General features: G+C 60.5%; 20 protein-coding genes and 2 pseudogenes. 8 read left to right on the top strand and 14 right to left on the bottom strand.

Annotated elements, in window-relative coordinates; genetic code table 11:
• Positions 1 to 151: 151 nt before the first annotated feature.
• Entirely contained in the window at positions 152 to 1084 is a 933-nt protein-coding gene (locus RAE19_RS05800; RefSeq protein WP_313876186.1) for a lipase family alpha/beta hydrolase, read from the top strand.
• A pseudogene (locus tag RAE19_RS05795) lies at positions 1084 to 2072 on the top strand (lipase secretion chaperone). Before RAE19_RS05800 ends, RAE19_RS05795 begins: the two are co-directional and overlap by 1 nt.
• A 12-nt stretch (positions 2073 to 2084) precedes the next feature.
• Here the strand turns inward: RAE19_RS05795 and RAE19_RS05790 are convergent.
• From RAE19_RS05790 to gspG, 10 genes are all read right to left on the bottom strand, one after another.
• Positions 2085 to 3473: a GspE/PulE family protein gene (locus RAE19_RS05790; protein WP_313874021.1), complete on the bottom strand. Its 1389-nt coding sequence runs from the start codon at positions 3471 to 3473 to the stop codon at positions 2085 to 2087.
• Between the two features lie 9 nt (positions 3474 to 3482).
• Positions 3483 to 5513: a type II secretion system secretin GspD gene (gspD, locus tag RAE19_RS05785; protein WP_430962517.1), complete on the bottom strand. Its 2031-nt coding sequence runs from the start codon at positions 5511 to 5513 to the stop codon at positions 3483 to 3485.
• A gap of 78 nt (positions 5514 to 5591) precedes the next feature.
• The gene (gene gspN / locus RAE19_RS05780) at positions 5592 to 6431 is read right to left on the bottom strand and encodes a type II secretion system protein N (RefSeq protein WP_313874020.1); all 840 of its coding nucleotides are present in this window, start codon (positions 6429 to 6431) and stop codon (positions 5592 to 5594) included.
• A 4-nt stretch (positions 6432 to 6435) separates the two neighbouring features.
• Positions 6436 to 6909: a type II secretion system protein GspM gene (gspM, locus tag RAE19_RS05775; protein WP_313874019.1), complete on the bottom strand. Its 474-nt coding sequence runs from the start codon at positions 6907 to 6909 to the stop codon at positions 6436 to 6438.
• A complete protein-coding gene (gene gspL, locus RAE19_RS05770; RefSeq protein WP_313874018.1) occupies positions 6906 to 8132 on the bottom strand; it encodes a type II secretion system protein GspL in 1227 nt (408 codons plus the stop codon). Before gspL ends, gspM begins: the two co-directional genes overlap by 4 nt.
• Entirely contained in the window at positions 8116 to 9084 is a 969-nt protein-coding gene (gene gspK, locus RAE19_RS05765) for a type II secretion system minor pseudopilin GspK (protein WP_313874017.1), read from the bottom strand. Before gspK ends, gspL begins: the two co-directional genes overlap by 17 nt.
• Complete coding sequence (locus tag RAE19_RS05760; protein ID WP_313874016.1) at positions 9081 to 9773, bottom strand: PulJ/GspJ family protein; 693 nt, start codon at positions 9771 to 9773, stop codon at positions 9081 to 9083. The genes gspK and RAE19_RS05760 overlap by 4 nt, the downstream gene beginning before the upstream one ends.
• Positions 9773 to 10147 (bottom strand): type II secretion system minor pseudopilin GspI, encoded by a 375-nt coding sequence (gene gspI / locus RAE19_RS05755; RefSeq protein ID WP_313874015.1) that lies wholly within the window; start codon positions 10145 to 10147, stop codon positions 9773 to 9775. Before gspI ends, RAE19_RS05760 begins: the two co-directional genes overlap by 1 nt.
• Positions 10144 to 10635 (bottom strand): pilus assembly FimT family protein, encoded by a 492-nt coding sequence (locus tag RAE19_RS05750; protein WP_313874014.1) that lies wholly within the window; start codon positions 10633 to 10635, stop codon positions 10144 to 10146. Before RAE19_RS05750 ends, gspI begins: the two co-directional genes overlap by 4 nt.
• Positions 10616 to 11047, bottom strand: a complete 432-nt coding sequence (gene gspG, locus RAE19_RS05745; RefSeq protein ID WP_313874013.1) for a type II secretion system major pseudopilin GspG — start codon at positions 11045 to 11047, stop codon at positions 10616 to 10618. The genes RAE19_RS05750 and gspG overlap by 20 nt, the downstream gene beginning before the upstream one ends.
• Positions 11048 to 11113: 66 nt before the next feature.
• Here gspG and RAE19_RS05740 point away from each other — a divergent pair, with 66 nt between their 5' ends.
• Positions 11114 to 11581, top strand: a complete 468-nt coding sequence (locus tag RAE19_RS05740; RefSeq protein WP_313874012.1) for a type II secretion system protein N — start codon at positions 11114 to 11116, stop codon at positions 11579 to 11581.
• Positions 11582 to 11608: 27 nt separating this feature from the next.
• On the opposite strand, the gene ilvA is transcribed toward RAE19_RS05740, so the two are convergent.
• Positions 11609 to 13243, bottom strand: a complete 1635-nt coding sequence (ilvA, locus tag RAE19_RS05735) for a threonine ammonia-lyase, biosynthetic (RefSeq protein WP_313874011.1) — start codon at positions 13241 to 13243, stop codon at positions 11609 to 11611.
• 115 nt (positions 13244 to 13358) lie between these two features.
• On the opposite strand from ilvA, the gene RAE19_RS05730 reads away from it, so the two are divergent.
• From RAE19_RS05730 to RAE19_RS05720, 3 genes and pseudogenes are all read left to right on the top strand, one after another.
• Positions 13359 to 13808 (top strand): OsmC family protein, encoded by a 450-nt coding sequence (locus RAE19_RS05730; protein WP_313874010.1) that lies wholly within the window; start codon positions 13359 to 13361, stop codon positions 13806 to 13808.
• A 75-nt stretch (positions 13809 to 13883) separates the two neighbouring features.
• A complete protein-coding gene (locus RAE19_RS05725) occupies positions 13884 to 14936 on the top strand; it encodes a pectate lyase (protein ID WP_313874009.1) in 1053 nt (350 codons plus the stop codon).
• A gap of 47 nt (positions 14937 to 14983) precedes the next feature.
• Positions 14984 to 15445, top strand: a pseudogene (locus RAE19_RS05720) (pectate lyase); the annotation flags it as partial.
• Positions 15446 to 15454: 9 nt separating this feature from the next.
• On the opposite strand, the gene coq7 reads toward RAE19_RS05720, so the two are convergent.
• On the bottom strand, positions 15455 to 16072 hold the full coding sequence (coq7, locus tag RAE19_RS05715) for a 2-polyprenyl-3-methyl-6-methoxy-1,4-benzoquinone monooxygenase (protein WP_313874008.1): 618 nt from the start codon (positions 16070 to 16072) through the stop codon (positions 15455 to 15457).
• Between the two features lie 253 nt (positions 16073 to 16325).
• Here coq7 and RAE19_RS05710 point away from each other — a divergent pair, with 253 nt between their 5' ends.
• Both RAE19_RS05710 and RAE19_RS05705 read left to right on the top strand, forming a co-directional pair.
• The gene (locus tag RAE19_RS05710; RefSeq protein WP_313874007.1) at positions 16326 to 17300 is read left to right on the top strand and encodes a porin; all 975 of its coding nucleotides are present in this window, start codon (positions 16326 to 16328) and stop codon (positions 17298 to 17300) included.
• Positions 17301 to 17451: 151 nt separating this feature from the next.
• Positions 17452 to 18447 (top strand): porin, encoded by a 996-nt coding sequence (locus RAE19_RS05705; RefSeq protein WP_313874006.1) that lies wholly within the window; start codon positions 17452 to 17454, stop codon positions 18445 to 18447.
• 150 nt (positions 18448 to 18597) lie between these two features.
• On the opposite strand, the gene RAE19_RS05700 is transcribed toward RAE19_RS05705, so the two are convergent.
• Both RAE19_RS05700 and zwf read right to left on the bottom strand, forming a co-directional pair.
• The gene (locus RAE19_RS05700) at positions 18598 to 19446 is read right to left on the bottom strand and encodes a MurR/RpiR family transcriptional regulator (RefSeq protein ID WP_313874005.1); all 849 of its coding nucleotides are present in this window, start codon (positions 19444 to 19446) and stop codon (positions 18598 to 18600) included.
• Positions 19447 to 19452: 6 nt separating this feature from the next.
• The gene (gene zwf / locus RAE19_RS05695; RefSeq protein WP_313874004.1) at positions 19453 to 20919 is read right to left on the bottom strand and encodes a glucose-6-phosphate dehydrogenase; all 1467 of its coding nucleotides are present in this window, start codon (positions 20917 to 20919) and stop codon (positions 19453 to 19455) included.
• Between the last annotated feature and the right edge of the window lie 105 nt (positions 20920 to 21024).

Here is a 21024-nt window from a genome sequence, read left to right as displayed (position 1 = left end):
CTATTTTGATGATTGCCTGACGACACAAACAGCAGGCCGGCCATCACCCGCGACAGCGCCCCTACCCGAGAGGTCGCAACGGTTTACGTTCCCAACTGGCATCCCTTCAACCCCATCGACCCTCAGAGGTCCCGAGGAGACAACTATGAAGATGAAGCGAATCGTAATGGGCTGGCTGGCCGCGTGTACGCTGGCTATCGGCCTGCTGCCGGCGTCTGCGCAAGCGGCCGGGTACACCCAAACCAAGTACCCCATCGTGTTGATTCACGGCCTGTTCGGCTTTGACAACATTGGCCCTGTGGAGTACTTTTATGGCATTCCGTCCGCCTTGCGCGCAGACGGTGCCCGGGTGTTTGTGGTGCAGGTCTCTGCCGCCAATAGCACCGAAGTGCGGGGCGAGCAATTGCTCACGCAAGTGCGGCAAATTCTGGCCGCTACCGGCGCAGGCAAGGTCAACCTGATGGGCCACAGCCATGGCGGCCCCACTGCACGTTACGTTGCATCGGTGAGGCCGGATCTGGTGGCATCGGTCACGAGCATCGGTGGCGTTAACAAGGGCTCTGCCGTGGCAGACGTGTTGTTGGGCGTGGCGCCTGCAGGCAGTCTTCAGAATACGGCGTTGGTGTCGGTGACGAATGGCTTGGCCAGCATCATCAACTTCTTGTCCGGTGGCAGCGGCAACACCCAAAACTCGCTGGCAGCAGCGCAGTCCCTCAGCACCGCCGGTACCCTGAAGTTCAATGCCAAGCACCCCCAAGGTGTGCCGACCACCGCTTGCGGCGAGGGCGCTTACAGCGTCAACGGGGTTGCCTATTACTCTTGGAGTGGCGCCAAACCGTATAGCAACGTGCTCGATGTGGTGGACCCCGCTTTGGCATTGACCTCGCTGGCGTTTGCAGGCGCGAAAAACGATGGCTTGGTGAGCAGCTGCTCGTCGCGTCTGGGTCGTGTGATTCGTGATGATTACGCCTTCAACCACCTCGATGAGGTCAATCAGACGGTAGGCTTGACCAATATTTTTGAAACCAACCCGGTCACCTTGTTCCGGCAACAGGCTAACCGCCTGCGCAACGCCGGTTTGTAATGCGACTGCGCAGCAAGGCCCTCGCTGGCTTGGCAGGCTTGGCCCTGCTGGGTGGGTGGGGTGCCGATATGTGGCTCTGGGGCGACTCGCCAACCGGCGACCACAACGCGAGTTCCGGTGCGATAGCCACCGGCCCTGCCCGCTCGCTGCAGGGTACCGCACCCGATGGCTTGCACGCGGTGCAAACCATGGGGCTCCACGCTTTGCCCACGCAGTGCCGGGAAGCGGGCTGCACCGTTTTGCCTTACGCAGAACTCAAGCGTCTGTTTGATTACTACCTGAGCACCGTGGGCGAACTCAGTGTGGAAGAGATCGGGGCGCAAATCCGCACCGTGCTGGCCCAAAACCTGAAGCCTGTGCAACTGCCCCAAGCCGAGCGCTTGTTGGAGCGGTACCTGTCGTTCAAAAAGGCGCTGGTGGTGGTAGAGCAGCAATTCGCCAAAACGCCCCCGGGCAACGCGGTGCTCCGCGAGCGGTTTGAAGCCATGCGCGTGGTGCGCGCCCGTTTCTTCAGCGCGGAGGAGGCTCAAGCGATGTTCGGCGCCGAGGATCTGCATGACCTCGATGCACTCGCCCGGCTCGATATCGTGAACGATGCACAGCTTTCCCCGCAAGACAAGCAGGCTCGCTTGGCCGCGCTGGACAAGCAGCTTCCCCCAGCCTGCGCGAAGACCGGGAGGCGCCACGCGCAGTCATCAAGCTGGAAGCGCAGGTGGCCGCTTTGCGCGCGGCCGGTGCAGGGGAGGATGAGGTCTACCGCGCCCGTGCCAAAGCCTTTGACAGTGCAGCAGCGGGCCGCTTTGCCGAACTGGACCAAGAAGAGCGGGCCTGGCAGCAGCGAATTGCCAGCTACCTGGCTGAGCGAAGCCGGCTCTTGCAGGGTGCAAGTGCGCTTGCGGACACTGAGCAAGCAGCAGCCGTGACCGCGCTGCAACAAGCCCGATTCACCGAGACTGAGCGCAAACGGCTGGCGGCCTACGAGCCCTGAGCGTGGTTTTTGTCAGTCCCGGACTACGCGCAATAGTTCTTCGCGGCTGGTCAGGCCACTGCTGACCAGTCGCTCACCGTCTTCGCGCAGCGGCACCATGCCTTGTCGGGTGGCTGAGGTGCGGATGTCAGCTTCTGAGGCGTTGTGGTGGATCAACTCGGCAATGGTGTCATCGGCCACCAGCAATTCGAAAACACCGGTGCGCCCGAGGTAGCCGGTATGGCCGCAGGCTTCGCAGCCTTTGCCCGCGCAGGTCTTGCAGGTTTTGCGCACCAAACGCTGGGCCAGTACGCCGCGCAGCGAAGAGCTGAGCAAAAAGGGCTCCACTCCCATGTCGATCAAGCGGGTGACCGCACTGGCCGAATCGTTGGTGTGCAGCGTGGCCAGCACCAAGTGACCGGTCAGGGAGGCCTGGATAGCGATTTGGGCGGTCTCGAAATCCCGGATTTCGCCGATCATGATCACATCCGGGTCTTGTCGCAATATCGCCCGCAGGGCCTTGGCAAACGTGAGGTCGATCTTGGGGTTGACCTGCGTCTGGCCGACGCCCGGCAGCTCGTACTCGATCGGGTCTTCCACCGTCATGATGTTTTGGCGGGCAGCATCCAGCCGCCCGAGCGAGGCGTACAAGGTGGTCGATTTGCCCGAACCGGTGGGGCCTGTCACCAGAATGATGCCGTGGGGCTGGGCAATCAGGCCTTCAAAGCGCCGCAACACATCGCCCTGCATGCCCACCGCCTCCAGGCTGCGCTGGTCCTGGCTCTTGTCGAGCAAGCGCAGTACAGCCCGTTCGCCGTGGGCGCTGGGCAAGGTGCTGACCCGCACATCGACGGCGCGGGTGCCGATGCGCAGCGAAATGCGCCCGTCTTGCGGCAAGCGCTTTTCAGAGATGTCCAGATCGGCCATGATCTTGAGCCGCGAAATCAGCGCCGCATGCAAGGCGCGGTGAGCTTGCACCACCTCGCGCAGGGACCCATCGACCCGGAAGCGGACTGATGAGTTGCGCTCAAACGGCTCGATATGGATGTCACTGGCCCCATCGCGTGCGGCTTGGGTGAGCAATGCATTGAGCATGCGGATGATGGGGGCGTCGTCCGCTGTTTCCAAAAGATCCTCGACTGCGGGCAGCTCTTGCATCATCCGCGTCAAATCAGCCTCACCCTGCACCTCGTTCATTACCGTGGCGGCGCTCGACTCGCCTTGTGCATACGCCATGCTGATGCGCTGGGCCAATTCCGCCGCGTCTTGGGTTTGTAGGTGGTCGATGCGGTGCTTGCGCATCACCTCAGAAATGGCAGAGGCAGCTGTGTCCGTGTGAACCCAAAGGTACAGGCGGTCGTTATCGTCCTCCAGCAGCAACTGCTGGCTGCGCGCAAAGGCATAGGGGAGCGGGTAGCGCATGTACAAGCCCTATTGCGTTGGGGCCAATAGAAGGTTGCCGGGCTTGAGCTGCAGATTCGGGAGCACCGGCGCTTCATTGATCGGCAGGGTGGAGCTAGGCTCCGGCTGGCCGGATTGCTGGGTTCCGCGCATTTGCTCGTAGCGCTCGTTGGACAGGGCTTGTGTTGCTGTGGCGTCGCGCACCACCATCGGCCGCAAAAACACCATCAGGTTGGTTTTTTTGCGGCTGCGTGCCTCGCTTTTGAACAGGTTGCCAAAGAAGGGCACATCGGCCAAGCCGGGCACCCGTTCCTGGCTGCCTGCGTATTCGTCCTGCAGCAAACCGCCGAGCACCACGACCGCGCCGTCTTCGACCAAGACATTGGATTCAATCGTCCGCTTGTTGGTGGTCGGGCCATTGGCCGCGTTGACGGTGGAGGCCAACACGCTAGACACCTCCTGAAAGATGGTCAGCTTGACGGTGCCGTTTTCACTGATCTGCGGCTTGACCTTCAGGGTCAGACCAACGTCTTTACGCTCAATGGTTTGAAACGGATTGACGCTGCCGGTGCTGGCGCCGGTGTTGGTGAACTGCCCGGTCACAAACGGCACGTTCTGGCCGATCACGATTTTGGCTTCTTCATTGTCCAGGGTGAGCAGGTTCGGCGTGGAAAGCACATTGCCACTGCCGGTTGCCTCCAGGAAGCGGGCTAGAAAACCCAGCACATAGATGCCATTGGTTTTACTGGCTACGCCCACGTTCAGGCCCTTGCCAGGAGCGACGGTGCCCGAAGTCCCTTGTGTCGCTAAGCTGATGATGTTGTTACCTGCAGCCCCGAAATTGGTACCCAGCAGACCGATAGAACTATCGCCGGCATTGCCCAGCGCGCCTTGCCACTGGATGCCGAACTCTGCGGCCTTGTCCGCGCTCACCTCGGCAATCAGGCTTTCCACGAACACCTGGGCGCGGCGCGCATCCAGCTTGTCGATCACCGCGCGCAACTGCCGGTACTGCGGCTCGCTGGCGGTGATGATGAGCGAGTTGGTCGTCGGGTCCGCCTGGATTTGGCCGCCCGTGCTGGGCGCTTGCGCTGCGCCCAAAGTGGAGGCGCCCGCGCCTGCGGTGGGCGCTGCGCCGGTGGCCGCCGGCGCACTGCCGCCCGAGCCAGCGCCCATCGCGGCGCGCAGGGTGGTTGCTAGCTGCGTGGCATTGGCATTTTTCAGGTACACCACGTAAATGTTGCCTGCAGCACCATTGACGCTGGCCACCGGTTGATCGAGCTTGTCGATCAGGTTGATCGCCAGTGCCAGGCGTGCCTGGTTGGCGGCCCGCACAATCAGCGCGTTGCTGCGCGGTTCGGCCACCACCGTGGTCTTGAAGCCCGCCTCAGTTCCCCCTGCCGGGCTGGCTGCGGTGCTTTCCATCAGCCGCAGCACCAGCGGAGCGAGGTCGGTGGCGCTGGCATTCTTCAGCGGGATGATTTCTACGTCGGTGGCGTTCGGCACATCCAGTGCCGCCACAATCCGCGCCAGGCGGCGCAGGTTGTCGGCGTAGTCAGTGATGACCAGCGAATTCGTCGCCGGGTTCACGTTGATCGGGTTGTTGGGATTAATCAGCGGGCGCAGCACTGCCACCAGGTTGTTGGCGTTTTCAAACTGGAGTTTGATGATCTGGGTCACCAACTGGTTGCCCGGCGTGTTGGGGGCGCCGTTCTCGTTAACGGAAACGCCGCCGCCGATCAGCTTGGCATCGGCCTCGGGGACCACTTTGTCCAAGCCATCTGACTGCACCACTGCATAGCCCATGCTTCGAAGCACCGCCAGAAAGTGGTTGTAGGCGCGGGCGGGCGACATGGGGCTGTCAGAGACCAAGGTCATCGTGCCTTTGACTCGCGGGTCCACCACCACGTTGCGCCCGGTCATGATGGCCATGGTGCGGGCGACCGCCTCAATTTCTGCGTTGCTGAAGTTCAGCGTGATCGGCTCGCCCCGCTTGACGGTGGGCGCGGCATTGCTGGTCTGTGCCCAAGCCTGAGAGCCAAATGGGGCCATAGCGCCCATGCCGATTGTCCCGGTTGCTATTAATTGAATAGCAATGTGTGTGCTGCACAAGCGTCGATAAAGAGGAGTGGACATTCCTTAACCCAGTTGAATCAGAGACCGCGCGCCTTGGCGCTGTCCAATGATATTCAGCAAATTGGAGAGTGTGTCCTCACGGCCCTCCGCGGCGCGGGCTTCTCCGGTAAATACCAGCCCTTGGGGCCCTATTTTTCCGGTCCCGCTGAGCTGCAGTGCTCCCTCGAGGGTCGAGAGTGTCATGGCGGTTTGCTCGCCGCCACGCAAAGTTACCCGGTAGCTGCCCACCGGGCGCAAGGTCGACAGGCTGGTGCTCATGTTCAGGGCGTCCAGCGCGAGCTCGCCGCCGAGTTGGGTGCCTCTGGCGTTCAACCGGACCGTTAGGCCATTGGTTGCCAACGTCAATTGCCCTTGGGGTTGCAGCGTGTTCCAAGGGGTGCCGAGCCCCGTCAGCAGACCTGCAGGGATGCGCAAGCCTTGTGCCGGTAGCAAATCATCCGCGCGCAGCTGCACAGACTGGAGGCTGCCATTCACATGCCAAATCCAGGGCGCGCTGAGGCAACAGTCTGCCCGCCACTCGGCGCGTACACCCGGGCCGCCGTCGTTCCAGGCAGGGCGCAGGGTCCAGCGCAGGTCACCGGGCAAAGCCTTGCTGCCCTCGGCACCACTGCGCAGGAGCACTTGGGCACTGCCATTCCATACGGTGCCGGTCGGGTTGTGCAAGCGCAGGGGTGCGTCTGTCCAGACCAAGCCGGCAGCCAGCCAGCGCGCCGGCGCAAATGCCAAGGCACCTGCCAACACGCCCAGCAAAACCCCTATCACGGCCCAGCTCCACGGGCCGCGCTTGGCGCCTGTGTCCAGCTGCCCTTGGGAGCGTCGCAGGATGTCGGGTCGGGCAGCCATCACATCAGCCGCCCGGCAGGGTGAAGGTCACCGTGCCACTCCACAAGCGACCGTCACGACGCCATTGCGCCTGGGTCGGCAGCATGCGGGCCTCCACCCGCACCACTGCCAGCCAGCGGGCCAGGGTTTCCGCCTCCACGCCTTTGAAGGTGACGGTGGCTTGTTGGTTGAGTATCAGCAGGCTGGCGCGGGGCCCTAGGCCTGTCACTGCGGCTTGTAGCCCGGCTTGAGCCGCTTGAGGCGCCAGGGCCGGGCGACTTTGCAGCGCGGTGGCTTGCGCCTGCAGCGTTTGCATTTGTTGGAGTTGGGCATCCAGCGTAGCCCGTTGTGCTGGGTAGGCCTTGACAGTGCGCCACGCCGGGGCAATGGCGATGGTCCACGTCAGGGCGGCCAGTATCAAAACCACGGCTGCCGAGAGCATTGTTTGCTCGCGGGGGGGACGCTGGTTCCACCAGGTGCGCAGGGTTTGGGTGTTCATGGGCTCAGCACCCAGGTGGTGCCCTCAGTCCGAAGGCGCAAGCCTTTGTTTTGCAGGCCGTCACGCAACGATGCCGGAGGCTCGGTATTTCCGGCAGGAGGCGTTATCCGTAACTCGCCTGCTACGTATTCGATAGCAGATGGCGAAGCATCTGCTTGGGCTATCGTGCCAAAAGCCTCTAAAAGTCGCTCCATGTCGCGCGCCCGTGTCTGCCCGCCGGCCTGGCCCAGTGCTTCTACCGCGCGCTGCATTTGTAAAGGTGCATCGACAACTACCGTAGTGGCCGGAAAGGTACTGATCAGCACACTCTGGATCGCACTGCGCTGCTCGGTCAGCGCTTGGCGGGCTTGCCACGCCTGTAGGTTCAGGCCTACCAGCTGCACCGCAGCGAGTACACCCAGAGCCCAACGGGCTGGCCGCCAGGCCGGTGCTTGCCACAGCGCGGCTGCCGTTTCAGCCACTCGCTGCAACAAGGCATGGCGGTTGGCAAATTCGCCTTGCGCAAGACTCCAGGGGCCGTTGGCGGCGGCGCGCAAGCGGTCTGCACGGTGTTGCACCGTGACCTCCCGGTGGGTTTGTGATTCTGCAAGTTCAGCGCACGCCGGCTCGGCAAACAAAGCCGCGCTGGCTAGCTGGGCAGGCGCGAGAAATGCGGCCGGGGCTTGTGCTGCGCTGCGGCGGTGTACGCCTGCGCTATCGGCCCATGTCCACTCTGCCGTCTCGACTTCTCCTGTGAGCCAGAGTGCCGGCGGGGTATCGGAGGAGCCCGGCCCCCACTCGGGGACGATGCTGTGCAAGGTGTGCCCGGCTTGGCGCAGCTGTTGAATTTGTTCGTTGAGCCAGTGACGCTGGCATACCGCCACCCACCAGGGGCCGGTCTCGGCACTGGTGGCCTGCAGCGCAAAATGCAACTGCGCCGGATCATCCAAGAGCTGGTCTTCCAGCAGGCCTTCGAGTACCGATTTGAGTTTGGCCGGTTGGCGGGCCTGACCCTCGCGGCCTAGCAGCCCCGGCGGCAGCGTGATGCGGTGCCAGGACAGGGCCGCTGCGGGCACGACCAAAACCGTGGTGTCAGCACCAGAGCCGACAGCGGGCACGGTAGGCAAACGCTGGTTGCTGTGCGGGCTGTCGCTGCGGACCCAGTCCCATGCAGCCTGCGTTGCATGAGGTGGGGGAGGCATGACGAGGTGCTGACGCATATCGGCTTCATTGTACGGAGGCATCTTGCGGTGCCTCGCGTTCTTTCCAAAGAGATTTCACCTGCAAACCTTCGCGCAGCACGGCGGTGCGCTCCTGGGTCGTGAGCGTGCCGATCCGCAGGCGGGCGCGGACCTCAAAGAATCGTGAATTCACACTGACCAAGTTGTCTTGGAAGGCCGATTGCGGCAAGCCCGATGCGGCAGGCGCATCGCCCATGCTCCGCAGCGGGCTTTTTGCCCGGCTGTCGATGAAGCGTTGGGCGCTGGCCCCGTCCATTCCGGGAATGATGGCTTGGAGCACCAGCGCCGTCGCCGTGTTGATATTGACCGTGCTGCGGTCCGGGAGGACCACGACATAAGGCCGCAATTGGGCCAGACTGCGCTGCGAGACGCCCAGCCATGCCAGTTGGTCGAGGTTGCGCGGCAGCAAGGGGGTGTTGCCGGGGCTCGAGGCCCTTTCCTGGCCGGCTTTTGGGGGCTCCAGGCCGGCTTGCAAATTGTTGATCAACAGCTGCAATTCGGCCGGCGGGAGCTTGAGCAGGTCAAACAGCCGGATAAACGCGTTGCGTGTCGGCTCGTGGACCTGCTGGTCCAGCATCAGGTTGGTGACGTTCAGGCGTGCCTGCAAGTCGTTGATATTGCCGGAGAGGTAGGCGTTTTGCAGAACGTCGGTGGGTAAGTCTTCTGCGTTAGCGGAACCGTTGGCCAAGAACGTGTTGAGCCGGGCCTCTTGCAGGGTGATGGCCCAGGGTTCGCCCAGATGGTCAACCGTGCCGGAGCGGGCGTCTTCCCGCAGAATCAGGCGCGCCCAATCGGTGGTGCCCTGCAGCACCCAATTTGCTTGCACACGGGCCCGCTCTGCCGCTTCGAGGTCATAGGCGCGCGCTTGTTGCCAGAGCGCTGCGGTGCTGAGCGTGGCAACCAGCGCCATGAGTAACAAGGCCGTCAGGATGGCCGCGCCGCGCTGGACTTTCACGGAGTGGCTCCTAAAAGGGTTGGGCGGGCCCAATCCCGCACGATCGTGCCGGCCAAGGGGTGGGGAGCGTCCAGCGTCAAGACAAGGCGTATCCCGTCGGGCAGGGCTGCAGCGTTCTGTGCACCGGCGCTGGAGAGGGGGTTGCTCCAGGCGCCTCCGCGGTAGTAAAACAGTTGCCATGCAGACAGGGCGGTGATGCTGACCTCTGCCGGGCGGATGCTGCTGGCGTTGCCCGCAAGTGCATTGACGGTGCTCGCTTGTGCGCCTTGGGCCCATGCAGCCGCTGCGCCCCAGGCAGCCTGCCAGCTTTCGCGGGTGCTGACAGGGCCTGACTGCCAACGCAGCCAAACGGCCCGCTCTGCGCGTTCTGCCCGTGTCCAGGCCACCACATAAGCGCCATCGCCTTGTTGGGCGCTGCGGCGGGTCAGGCGCAGGGCCCGGCCGTCCCAGTCAAGGCTGCGGGTTTGGGGGATCTCTTGCATGGCGTCGAGATCGGCGGTCCACTGGTTCAGGCCCGCCTCGGTGGTGAGTACCGCATCGTTGTGGCTGCGGTTGCCCTCCATGGCACTTTGCATGCCCGCGAGGGCTTGCCACCCCATGGTGGTCATGAGCGCCATGACGGCGAGCGCTACCAGGAGTTCGATCAGGGTGAAGCCAGCGCTTCCGGTGCTGCGGTATTGGTGTTGCATCAGTAGCGCCCCAACACGGTGCTGAGCTGGAGCAGGGGGGCGCCGTCTTTGGCTACCCGCGCTTCGACCCGGCGAAAGTTCGGGTTGGGTGTGGACTGCACCAGGAGCCGCAATTCGAAAGATTGGCCCGCTTGCGCGCACTCTTGGGTGCTGTCGCTCACATCCGGGAGCTGACCGCTCAGGCGGTATTGCACCAGCGCATTTTCAGCACAGAGCTGGGCCAGCACCCGGCTGCTCTGGCGCTCGGTACTCCGGGTCATGGTGGCGCTGGCGCGCAGCCCTGCGATGAGCGTGACAGCCACAATGGCCAGCGCAACCAACACCTCTATCAGGGTAAAACCTTGTGTGCCATGCCGCCGGCGGTGCCACATCATGGTGCGGCCCCCGTTGGTCCTGCGGGCGCCGCGTTGCGCACCTCAAAGGCCCGAAGGCCATCGGTGGTCACCCACCGGCTGGGCCCTGCAGCGTCGCTGTTGCTCAGGCGAATGGTTTGCGGGCCTATGACAGGCTCGGGGCCCAGGACAACCGGTGTTTCACTGCGGGCCTGCAGGGTGGTGGGGTCCCAGCGCTGGGGCCGGGGTTTGATGCCATCGGTGAACTCGAAACCGCCGGGCGTGGCCCGCCACTGCAAGCTGACTCCGGTGGCGCGGGATTCGGCCCGTGCCGCTTCGAGAAGTGCGACCAGGCGCTGAGCCTCACGGTCGAGCTGGGTCTGGGTGCTGTCCCGCAGGGCGAATGCGACTGCAGCGGAGGCCATTCCGGTGATGGCCACCACAATCATCAACTCCAACAACGTAAAGCCACGCGACCGGGTGCGTGGTCTTGCAGGACTGGATGCGAGACTAGTTGTTGATGTCGGCATCTTTGCCATCGCCGCCGGCTTGGCCATCCGCGCCGAAGGACATCACATCGACCTCGCCCTTCAGGCCGGGGTTGATATAGAGGTAGGCCCGGTTCCAGGGATCCATCGGCAGTTTGTCAATGTACGGGCGCCAGTTGGCCGGAATGACACCGACAGTGGGCTTAGTAACCAGTGCCTGCAGGCCCTGCTCGGCAGAAGGAAAGCGCTGGTTGTCGAGTTTGTAGAGCTTGAGCGCCTGGGTGAGGTTGGCAATGTCGGTTTTGGCGGCGGTGACCCGGGCGTCATCGGCGCGGTCCAGCACGTTCGGAACAATCAAGGCTGCAAGCACGCCAATGATGACCAGCACGACCATCAGCTCGATCAAGGTAAAGCCGCGTTGTGCTGCGCGGTACAAACGGATGTGTAGGCTCATAAGGAACTTCTGGTCAGCAAGGTGGAGGGGGTGTCGGTAGGCGTCTCGGTCAATCATAATGCGCCTATGCCTTATCCCGCTTCTGTGTGGCCTCCTCGTATGGCGGCTTTGTTGTTGTCCACTTTGGCAGCATTGAGCGCTGTCTATTGGGGCTTGCATTGGCGCTTGCCCGCACAACAGGCAATGGCCGGGGTAGCGGAGCCCGCAGAGCAGGCTTTGGACGTGAGTGCTGTTGCGCGTGGTTTGGGCGCTGCACCCGAGGGTGCGGCCCAGCCTGCAGTGGTGGCGGCCCCTGCGGCAGAGGCATCGCGGTTTGTGCTGCAAGGGGTGCTGGGTGGCGATCGTGCGGGCGCGGCCTTGATCGCGATTGACAACAAACCTGCCAAGCCATTTGCACTCGGGGCTGAATTGGCCAGCGGCTGGCAACTGACCCGTGTGTCCGGCCGCACAGTGACGATCGGGCGTCAAGGGGCTGAGCTGGAGTTGAGCTTGCCCCCGCTGGCGCTGCCCGCTACTGCCAAAAAAGCGCCCTAGCCCGCATCCCGTATGTGCGGGTAGCTATCATTTTTGAAGAAACATCCGGTACACCGGGTTGTGGGTTTCTTCCACGTACGGGTAGTTCAGGGTTTGTAAGAATTTTTCAAACGCCTTGTCGTCGGCCTTTGGCACCTGTAGCCCAACCAGGATACGGCCGTAGTCGGCGCCTTGGTTGCGGTAGTGAAAGAGGCTGATGTTCCAGCCCGGGCGCATCAGGCTCAGGAACTTCATCAGCGCGCCCGGCCGCTCGGGGAATACAAAACGCAGCAAGCGCTCGTCTTGCGCCAAACTAGAGATGCCGCCCACCATGTGACGGATGTGCTCTTTGGCCAGTTCGTCGTGCGTCAAGTCCAGGGTCTTGAATCCGTTTTTCTCAAAGTTCTTGGCCACCTTGGTGGATTCGCCCTTGCTCTGGGTAGTGAGGCCCACAAACACATGGGCCTTGGCCGCGTCGCTGATGCGGTAGTTGAATTCGGTCACATTGCGTGTGCCGCCGGGTAGCTCGCCAATCAGCTCGCAAAAGCGCTTGAAGCTGCCGCGCTCTTCAGGGATAGTGACGGCGAACAGGGCTTCCCGCTCTTCACCCACTTCGGCCCGCTCGGCCACAAAGCGCAGGCGGTCGAAATTCATGTTGGCGCCGCACAAGATGGCGGCATATGTCTCACCCTTGGTTTTGTGGGTGGCTACATATTGTTTGATAGCCGCGACTGCCAGTGCGCCTGCCGGCTCGACGATGCTGCGGGTGTCCACAAAGATGTCTTTGATGGCAGCGCACACGGCGTCGGTGTCCACGGTCACATAGCCATCCACCAAGTCGTGGGCGATGCGGAAGGTTTCTTCGCCGACCAGCTTTACCGCGGTGCCATCGGAGAACAGGCCCACGTCGGGGAGCGTCACGCGCTCGTGCGCATCCACCGACTGGATCATGGCGTTGGAGTCGTTCATCTGCACCCCGATAACTTTGACGCCGGGTGCCACCGCCTTGATGTAGTTCGCCACCCCCGAGATCAGGCCGCCGCCGCCGATGGCGACAAACACCGCATCAATACCCGGGCCGGTTTTGCTGCCGGTTTTGTGGCCCGACTTGGCGGCTTTGTCGGCACCCAGGGTCTGGACTTGGCGCATGATTTCCATGGCCACCGTGCCCTGGCCGGCAATCACATCCGGGTCGTCAAAGGGGTGCACAAAGGTCAGCCCCTCTTTCTTTTGCAGGGCCCGTGCATGGTCGTAGGCATCGGAATAGCTTTCGCCAAACAGCACCACTTCACCGCCGAAGCCGCGCACGGCATCAACCTTGAGCTGGGGCGTGGTGGTCGGCATCACGATGATCGCGCGCACACCCATGCGGCTGGCCGACAAGGCCACGCCCTGAGCGTGGTTACCGGCGGAGGCGCAAATCACCCCCTTTGCAATCTGCTCGGCAGGCATTTGGGCCATCTTGTTGTAGGCGCCACGCAGCTTGAAGCTGCGCACGGGCTGCTGGTCTTCGCGCTTGAATAGCACCGTGTTGTGCAGCCGTCGGCTTAGCGCGCGGGCAGGCTCCAGTGCCGTCTCTACCGCCACGTCGTACACACGGGCAGTGAGTATCTTCTTCAGGTAGTCGGCTGGGGTGAGCAGGGCAGGGGTTTTCAGGGCTGAGGACGGGGTCTTGGTGCTCACAGGGCTACACTCCGGTGGGTGAGATAGGCAGTCATGGCGCTCCGCGCGGAGCGATTCATGGCATTGTAACGATGTAGAGAACAGCTCCGCGCGGGGCTTAGACAGGAAACACACCATGGAATGCACCGTAAGTTGGACCGGCGGCCTCAATACCCGCTCAGGCATGGGCTTTGTGGCCGAGACCGGTAGCGGTCACACATTGATGATGGATGGTGCCCCCGATGCGGCCAAGCCCGAAAACGGCGGCCAGAACTTGGCGCCACGCCCCTTGGAAACCGTGCTGGCAGGTACCGGTGGTTGCACCGCCTATGACGTGGTGCTCATTCTTAAGCGCGGCCGCCACGATGTGCAGGGCTGCACCGTGAAGCTGACCGCCGAGCGCGCCGAAACAGACCCTAAGGTGTTCACCAAAATCCACATGCAATTCACCGTGACCGGCAAGGGAATCCCTGCCAGCGCGGTGGAGCGCGCCATTGCCATGAGCCACGACAAGTACTGCTCAGCCAGCATCATGCTGGCCAAAACAGCAGAGATCACTACAGGGTTTGACCTTATAGAGGCCTGATGACTTTTGCGTAAAAGCGCTAGGTAATCGGATTTTCTCAATAGTCGTCTGACGACTTGTCGCGAGATCCGAGATATGTCCGGAAGTTTTTGCGTAGTTTCTACAGCGTCTGCGCTCATCGGCGTAGCGAGCCTGACGGCATGCAGCTCGGTCATGCCCACAGGGGCATCTGCTGTTCCGGCGCGGTCCCCGCAGCTACTTAAGACAGTCGCCCTGATCATGGGCGAACCTAACTTTTCTGTGGATGGCGCTTATCAAGAGCTGGAAGAGGGCTTGTATACCCGGCCGGAGTTGCGCAATGGCACGCTGGTGATGGCGCCCTTGGGCGACATCGTCCCGTATCTGGGTGGGCAATACCGCTACTCGGTGACTGAGGGGCGGGTCCAGCTGACCCTTGGAGACAAGACTTTGCTGGCGTCCGTCGGGCAACGTAATGCCACCGTCAATGGGGCGCCTGTAGTCCTCGAGGCTGCAGTGGAAGAGCGCAATGGAAGTGCCTGGGTGCCCGTGAGCTCCGTGTGGGAAGCCATGGGCGCCTTCGTGAAGTGGGACAAAACCCGCCAGCGGCTTACCGGTGCCTTTGTCCTGCCCGCGGGCGTCAAACTGGCTGACTTTGCGCGGGGTGGTCCGGTGACGGAAGAGACCCTGCTGTCCCAAAAGGCGGGGTTCTACAGATCTGAAGATGGCGTCCGCATGGCCGATGTCATTGTGGGCTACCAAAATCCGGATGGTGGGTGGCCCAAGCTGGAAAAGACGGTCAGTCTTTTGACGCCATTGAACAAAGAGGCTCTGACCGGGTTTCGCAGCAAATCCACGATCGACAACGATTCCACGACCAAACAGCTGGTTGCTTTGGCTAAAGTGCATGCGGCCGTCGGCAAGTCCAGCCACAAAGAGTCATTTTTACGGGGCTTGGACTATCTATTAGTGGCGCAGCACCCGAGTGGCGGCTGGCAACAATTCTGGCCACAACCACAAGGCTACAAGGCGCGCATCACGTTCAATGATGACGCGATCGCCAACGTGTTGGAAATTTTGCGGGATGTGGCCGAGAGAAAGTCGGAGATGGCGTTTGTGGATGCCGCACGCGTAGCGAAAGCCCGTGAGGCCTATAACAAAGGTCTATAGTTGATTCTGGCCAGCCAAATCCGGATTGATGGCAAAAAACGGGGTGGGCTGCCCAGTACGACGAGGTGTCCCTGAAGCCCGCCATGGCGCGCGCCTTTGAGTTGCCCTCTATCAGTGGGGATGAGAGCGTCAATGTGTTTCGCTTTTTGATGTCATTGCCGCAGCCGTCTTCTGAGGCGGTGGACGCTATCCAAAGTGGCATGGCATGGTTTGATGCGGCCAAAGTCTCAGGCATTAAGCTAGTCCAGGTGAATGACAAGACGCTGGAGTTCGGTTTTGACCGCCGAGTGGTGGCAGACGCTAGCGCACCGCCCCTCTGGGCGCGGTTTTATGACCCCGATTCAGGGCGTTCACTGTTCACATCTCGAGACGGTGTCAAGAAAGCGGCGTATGCCGATGTGAGTTACGAGCGTCGGGTGAAGTACAACTGGTGCACCAGCGCTGCAACCGAACTACTCACCAAAGAGTACCCGGCATGGTTGGCCCGTAACAAGGTGGCTGCCCGCTAGAGCCACTGATCAAATGCGTTCTGCCACCGTGGTCATGACTTTGGCGGCGGCGCGCATGAGTTCTTTCACTGGGCGGGGCAGCTCCGCAGCCCCGGCAGCGGTTGCGTCATCCGCATGGCGCAACTCATCCCGCTGCATTTGCGCCACGATGGCTCTGGATTCATGGTCGCCCTCCGGTAGCGTCGACAGATGGCCCTCAAGGTGGGCGCCGACTTGTCGCTCCGTTTCAACGACAAAGCCCAGACTCCATTTGTCGCCCATACGCCCCGCCAGAAGCCCCAAACCGAAGGCGCCTGCGTACCAGAGGGGATTTAACAAGGACGGACGTGAACCCAAGGCATCCAAGCGCTGCGCGGTCCACGCTAAATGATCAGTCTCTTCAATGCAGGCCTTGGTGAAATGCTCACGCAAGCCTTTGTTAGGGGTTGTCAGCGCTTGTGCGGTGTAAAGAGCCTGCGCGCAGACTTCCCCCACATGATTCACCCGCATCAGACCCGCAGACTTCTTTCTGTCGGCATCGCTCAACTCTGCTTTAGGGTCAGGCGCGGCAGGAGACGCTTGGGACGCGTGTGGGGTAGCGAACAGAGTGCGCAGGGCGGTATCGGCGGCGTTTAAAAGGGAATCCATACAAATGCTCGAGTTTTCGCGTCAAAGCGAGGTTCCAGTCTATCGGGAATATAGAAAAAAGCCCTTGACAAGGGTAAAAGCCCTTGTTGCGAGCCCACAACGGTGATTCGGTGGAATCCGTCCTTTTTATCGCTTTTCTTTGCCAAAGCCGAATCGGTCTGGTGCAATAGCTTCAACTTCCTGAACAAGGAGGTTGGCCCGGAGCTCCGAACAATCGGTCCGGAGCTCTATGTTTAACCTTGGAGTATTTCGAATGAAAAAGACTTTGATCGCTTTGGCCGTACTGGCCGCTTCCGGCGCTTCTTTTGCTCAAGTTACCGTGTCCGGTAAGCTGGGTTTCAGCTACCAAAAAAATGCGGTTGTTGGCGGTGGTGCGGCTAACCACGGCATGCAAATGGCTGATGGTGATCTGAACTTCACAGCTGTCGAAGATCTGGGTGGCGGTAGCAAAATTACTGCAGCTTCTGCGTTCAAATCTCGCGGTCGCGACACAGGCATCGATGCACGTGACGCATCTTTGACATTGGTGACTTCTGTGGGTGCCATCTCCATGGGCTCCATTGAATCTCCCAACACTATTTTGAATACAGCCGGCGCTCCTGTGTCTTTGGCAACTGGCCACGATAACGGCAAGTCTGACGGTTCTGGTTTGATCCAAGCCCCTGCAAACGTTGATTTCGTTTCTTATGCTCTGCCAGTTGGCCCTGTGCTGTTGTCTGTGGCGTACTCTGACTCCATTGGTACAGCTGGTGGTGGCGCGGGCAACGTCCAAGCTAACGCAGTCCGTGCGGCTTATGCTGCTGGTCCTTTGAAGGCTGCTATCGACTTCACATCTTACGCCGCGGCTTCTATTGCTGGTACGCAGTTGGACGGCTTGACACGTACCCGCGTGTTTGGTTCGTACGACTTGGGCGTTGCTGTGATCGGCGCTGGCGTGCAAGTTCACAACCATGACAAGCCCACTGAAGCAAACTTCAGCTTGAACGTTCCTTTGTCTGGTTCTTTCTCTGTTGGTCTGGTGCACAGCATGAAGGAAGCACAGAAGACTACAGCATTCACAACAACTGGCGGTGCGGCTCTGGCTGTGCGTGACAGTATGTCCGGTACTGCTGTTGGCGCAACCTACATGTTGAGCAAAACAGCGAACGTGAACGCAAGCTACAGCACTTACAGCTCTAGCACTAACCAAGACAACGAATTCCGCATTCGTTTGATGAAGTCCTTCTAATCTTTTTGGCGAGTTATCTCGCTTTTTAGATTAAAAAATGGTCCAGAACATTTGTTCTGGACTATGTTGTTTTTGAGCTAATTGGTTTAACTTTGTTATACAAAGCAAGCAAATTAGGCTTTAATTAACTATTCACTTTTAAAGGTTTGATATGAATAAAACTCTGATCGCTATCGCCGTTTTGGCTGCATCCGGTGCAGTCTCTGCTCAAGTTTCTTTGACTGGTAAACTGGGTTTCAGCTACCAAAAGAACGCAACCGCTGCAGGCGGCGCTGCTAACCACGGCATGCAAATGACCGACGGTGATCTGAACTTCGCAGCTACCGAAGATCTGGGTGGCGGTTCCAAAATCACTGCGAGCTCTGCTTTTGTTTCCCGCGGCCGCGACACTGGCATCACAGCACGTGACGCATCCTTGGTTCTGAGCACACGCGCTGCTGCTTACACATTTGGCAGCATTGAAAAGTGCAGCCGTATTGACAACGTCGCTGGCGCTCCCGTGTCCTTGGCCACCGGCCATGATGGCACTTCCACTCCTTTGGCCGCTGGCAAGTTCAGCTTGGACGACAGCTGCGTGAACGTTGACACCGCTGGTGTTGCTGTGCCTCTCGGTCCTGTGACTGTGTCTGCCAGCTACAACGAAGTTGGTGCTGGTGCTGGATCCGGTGCAGCTGCATCTAACAATGCCACCTTCTACACATTGGCCGCTGACTACGCTGCAGGCCCCTTGGCCCTCGGTTTGGAAGTTCGTCAAGCTCAAGTAGCTGTCACTGGCGCAGCATTTACTGCAGCTAAATTCCACGACGGTCTGACAACAACACGTCTGACTGGTAGCTACGACTTTGGTGCTGTCAAGGTTGGTGCTGGTGTGGAAACATCTAACCACAACGCGCCTAACAAGTTCACCGTAAGCTTGGCTGCTCCTGTGAGCTCTGCCGCTACCGTTGGTTTGATCCACTCCAACCGTTCCGCAGTGACTGCTGACGCAACATACTTCAACGCTTCTGTTGACGCTTTGACTGCTACTGCAGTTGGCGTTGACTACAAGCTGAGCAAGTTGACAACATTGAACGCAAGCTACGGCACCTACAACAACACCGCTGTTAACGGTAACGAGTACCGTATCCGTTTGATGAAGGCGTTCTAACCAGACGCTGTCGTCTTATAAGTCAGTCAGGGTTACGGCCCTGACGGCTTCTTGGGCACCTAAAAAAGGGGGATGTGCGAAGCACATCCCCCTTTTTTTATGATCTTCGCTGGATGAAATAGTCGAGCTCGTTGCCTAGTCGGCCGGTGTTCAAGCGTAGCGCTTGTTCCGCAAGTTGTGCTTCATCTCGCTGAGCAAAGGTTGGAGCTTTCCACCGCCGATGCGCAGGGCGACGCAAGTGGCCAAGATATCAATAATCATCAGGTGTAAAAGCCGCGAGACCATGGGGCTGTAGCGATCGAAGCCTTCGGGGTGGTCTGCACTCAGGTGGATGTGGCCGGCACTCGCTAATGGAGAACCGCTGGCGGTGATGACGATCGTAGTGGCTCCGTTCTTGCGGGCAATGTCGCAGGCATCCATCAGGTCACGGGTTCGGCCCGAGTTGCTGATGACCACCACACAATCACCGGCGCCCAAGATCGACGCGCTCATGACTTGCATGTGTCCATCGCTGTAGGCGGTGGTATTGATGCCCAAACGAAAGAACTTGTGTTGGGCATCCTGGGCGACGATCCCCGAATTACCGACCCCGAAGAACTGAATCTGCCGGCCGGCGTTATAGGCGTCGACCAGCGCTAACACGGCTTTTTCGATCGCCATGGTCGAAGCGTCGTTGCGGTAGCGCAAAAAGGCGGCCACGGTGTTGTCAATGACCTTCACCATGACGTCGCTGGTCTTGTCGTCGGCATCCACGCTGCGGTGAATGAAGGGCACGCCCTCGTTCACGGTGCCTGCGAGCTTGAGTTTGAAGTCGGACAGCCCGTCGTAGCCCACACTGCGGCAAAAACGCACTACCGTGGGTTTGCTGACGTGGGCACGGTCCGCCAGTTCGCTGACAGGCAGCTTGGCAAAAGCGCGGGGGTCAGCGAGGCAGAGCTTGCCCACCCGCTGTTCGGCAGGTGCCAACGAGGGCAGTGAGGCTTTGATGCGGTCCAACATAGTCTTTTAGCTTTCTTCGCTCCAGCAGAAGCCGTCACGAGCAATCATGGCGCTGGATGCACTGGGCCCCCAAGTGCCGGCCGCATACAAACGTGGGCCTGTGGTGTCTGCGGTCCAGTGCTCCAGCATGGGCTCAACCCAGCGCCAAGCCTCTTCTTGCTCATCGCTGCGCACAAAGAGGTTCAGGCGACCGTCGATCACGTCAAGCAGCAGGCGTTCGTAGGCCCCCACGCGCTCCGAGCCAAAGCGCTTGTCGAAATCCAAGTCAAGCTGCACCGGTGCCAGTGTTTGTGACGCACTGCTACGTGATTGCCGATTTTCCTGACCCTGGGCCAGCAAGTGCAATTCCAAACCGTCTTTGGGTTGCAGGTTGATCACCAAGCGGTTGCCCACGCCCTCGTTGGAGTTGAAGATGGCGTGCGGAGTGGGACGGAAGTTGATCACAATGCGGGCGTCGCGCCCCGACAAGCGCTTGCCGGTACGGATGTAGAAGGGCACACCCGCCCAACGCCAATTGGCGATTTCGGTGCGCAGGGCTACAAACGTTTCGGTGTTGCTTTGTGGGCTTACGCCGGTCTCTTCGCGGTAGCCCGGCACCTTCACGCCGCCGCTAGTGCCAGCGGAGTACTGCCCGCGCACTACGTCTTGTTTGAGGGTTTCAGCAGTCCAGGGCTTGAGGGAGCGCAAGACCTTAAGTTTCTCGTCGCGAATGGCGTCGGCGCCCGCGTTGATGGGCGGCTCCATGGCAATGGCACACAGCAGTTGCAGCGCGTGGTTTTGCACCATGTCGCGCAGTGCGCCTGTGGTCTCGTAAAACGCGCCACGGCTCTCGACGCCCAAATCTTCGGCGATGGTGATCTGGATGTTGGCAATATGCTCGCGGCGCCAAAGTGGCTCGAACAGTGCATTGCCAAAGCGCATCGCAAATAGGTTTTGCACCGAGGGCTTGCCCAAGTAGTGGTCGATGCGGTAGACCTGTTCTTCGGCAAAGAAGCGGCGCACCGTGGCGTTGATCGCGCGGTTGGATGCCAGGTCATGCCCCAGCGGCTTCTCCAGCACCACGCGGGTTTTGGGTGTGTTCAATCCGCTGGCGGCCAACTGTTCACACACATTGGTGAACAAGCTGGGGGCGGTGGCGACATACATCACCACGCTGTCGGCGTTGCGGTTGTTCAGGGTTTCGGCAAGGCGCGCATAGTCTTCGGATTTGGACAGGTCCATGCGAACGAATTCGAGGATTGCAGCAAACCGCGCAAATTCCTCGGCGCTCGGGCGCTTGGCCAGTTCTACCTTTTCGAAGCGCGATTGAATGAGCGCCCGGTATTGGTCATGGCTCAGGTCATCACGGCCAACACCGATAATGCGTCCACCCTCCGGCAAGGTGCCGTGGCGGAACGCCTGAAACAATGCGGGCATGAGTTTGCGCCAGGCCAAATCGCCGGTGCCGCCGAACATGACTAAATCAAAGCTCATAAGACAAGTGGTACGTTTAGTAGTTACATAAAAGCTGACGTTGTAATGTAACTTTGTTTCATTGATAATTCAAGGCGAGAAACTGCAACTTTCTGCGCGTTTACC

Source organism: Rhodoferax potami, assembly GCF_032193805.1.
Classification (GTDB): Bacteria; Pseudomonadota; Gammaproteobacteria; order Burkholderiales; family Burkholderiaceae_C; genus Allorhodoferax; species Allorhodoferax potami_A.
This window is presented reverse-complemented; position numbering and strand designations above follow the sequence as displayed.

Excerpts from the sequence above, each read along its gene's own strand:
- RAE19_RS05725 (WP_313874009.1), top strand. The coding sequence starts at position 13,884 with ATGTCCGGAAGTTTTTGCGTAGTTTCTACAGCGTCTGCGCTCATCGGC.
- RAE19_RS05790 (WP_313874021.1), bottom strand. The coding sequence starts at position 3,473 with ATGCGCTACCCGCTCCCCTATGCCTTTGCGCGCAGCCAGCAGTTGCTG.
- RAE19_RS05710 (WP_313874007.1), top strand. The coding sequence starts at position 16,326 with ATGAAAAAGACTTTGATCGCTTTGGCCGTACTGGCCGCTTCCGGCGCT.
- gspG (WP_313874013.1), bottom strand. The coding sequence starts at position 11,047 with ATGAGCCTACACATCCGTTTGTACCGCGCAGCACAACGCGGCTTTACC.
- gspI (WP_313874015.1), bottom strand. The coding sequence starts at position 10,147 with ATGATGTGGCACCGCCGGCGGCATGGCACACAAGGTTTTACCCTGATA.
- RAE19_RS05760 (WP_313874016.1), bottom strand. The coding sequence starts at position 9,773 with ATGCAACACCAATACCGCAGCACCGGAAGCGCTGGCTTCACCCTGATC.
- RAE19_RS05700 (WP_313874005.1), bottom strand. The coding sequence starts at position 19,446 with ATGTTGGACCGCATCAAAGCCTCACTGCCCTCGTTGGCACCTGCCGAA.
- RAE19_RS05740 (WP_313874012.1), top strand. The coding sequence starts at position 11,114 with ATGCCTTATCCCGCTTCTGTGTGGCCTCCTCGTATGGCGGCTTTGTTG.
- gspM (WP_313874019.1), bottom strand. The coding sequence starts at position 6,909 with ATGAACACCCAAACCCTGCGCACCTGGTGGAACCAGCGTCCCCCCCGC.
- coq7 (WP_313874008.1), bottom strand. The coding sequence starts at position 16,072 with ATGGATTCCCTTTTAAACGCCGCCGATACCGCCCTGCGCACTCTGTTC.
- zwf (WP_313874004.1), bottom strand. The coding sequence starts at position 20,919 with ATGAGCTTTGATTTAGTCATGTTCGGCGGCACCGGCGATTTGGCCTGG.
- RAE19_RS05730 (WP_313874010.1), top strand. The coding sequence starts at position 13,359 with ATGGAATGCACCGTAAGTTGGACCGGCGGCCTCAATACCCGCTCAGGC.
- gspL (WP_313874018.1), bottom strand. The coding sequence starts at position 8,132 with ATGCCTCCGTACAATGAAGCCGATATGCGTCAGCACCTCGTCATGCCT.
- gspN (WP_313874020.1), bottom strand. The coding sequence starts at position 6,431 with ATGGCTGCCCGACCCGACATCCTGCGACGCTCCCAAGGGCAGCTGGAC.
- RAE19_RS05750 (WP_313874014.1), bottom strand. The coding sequence starts at position 10,635 with ATGCCGACATCAACAACTAGTCTCGCATCCAGTCCTGCAAGACCACGC.
- RAE19_RS05705 (WP_313874006.1), top strand. The coding sequence starts at position 17,452 with ATGAATAAAACTCTGATCGCTATCGCCGTTTTGGCTGCATCCGGTGCA.
- gspD (WP_430962517.1), bottom strand. The coding sequence starts at position 5,513 with ATGGGCGCTATGGCCCCATTTGGCTCTCAGGCTTGGGCACAGACCAGC.
- RAE19_RS05800 (WP_313876186.1), top strand. The coding sequence starts at position 152 with ATGAAGCGAATCGTAATGGGCTGGCTGGCCGCGTGTACGCTGGCTATC.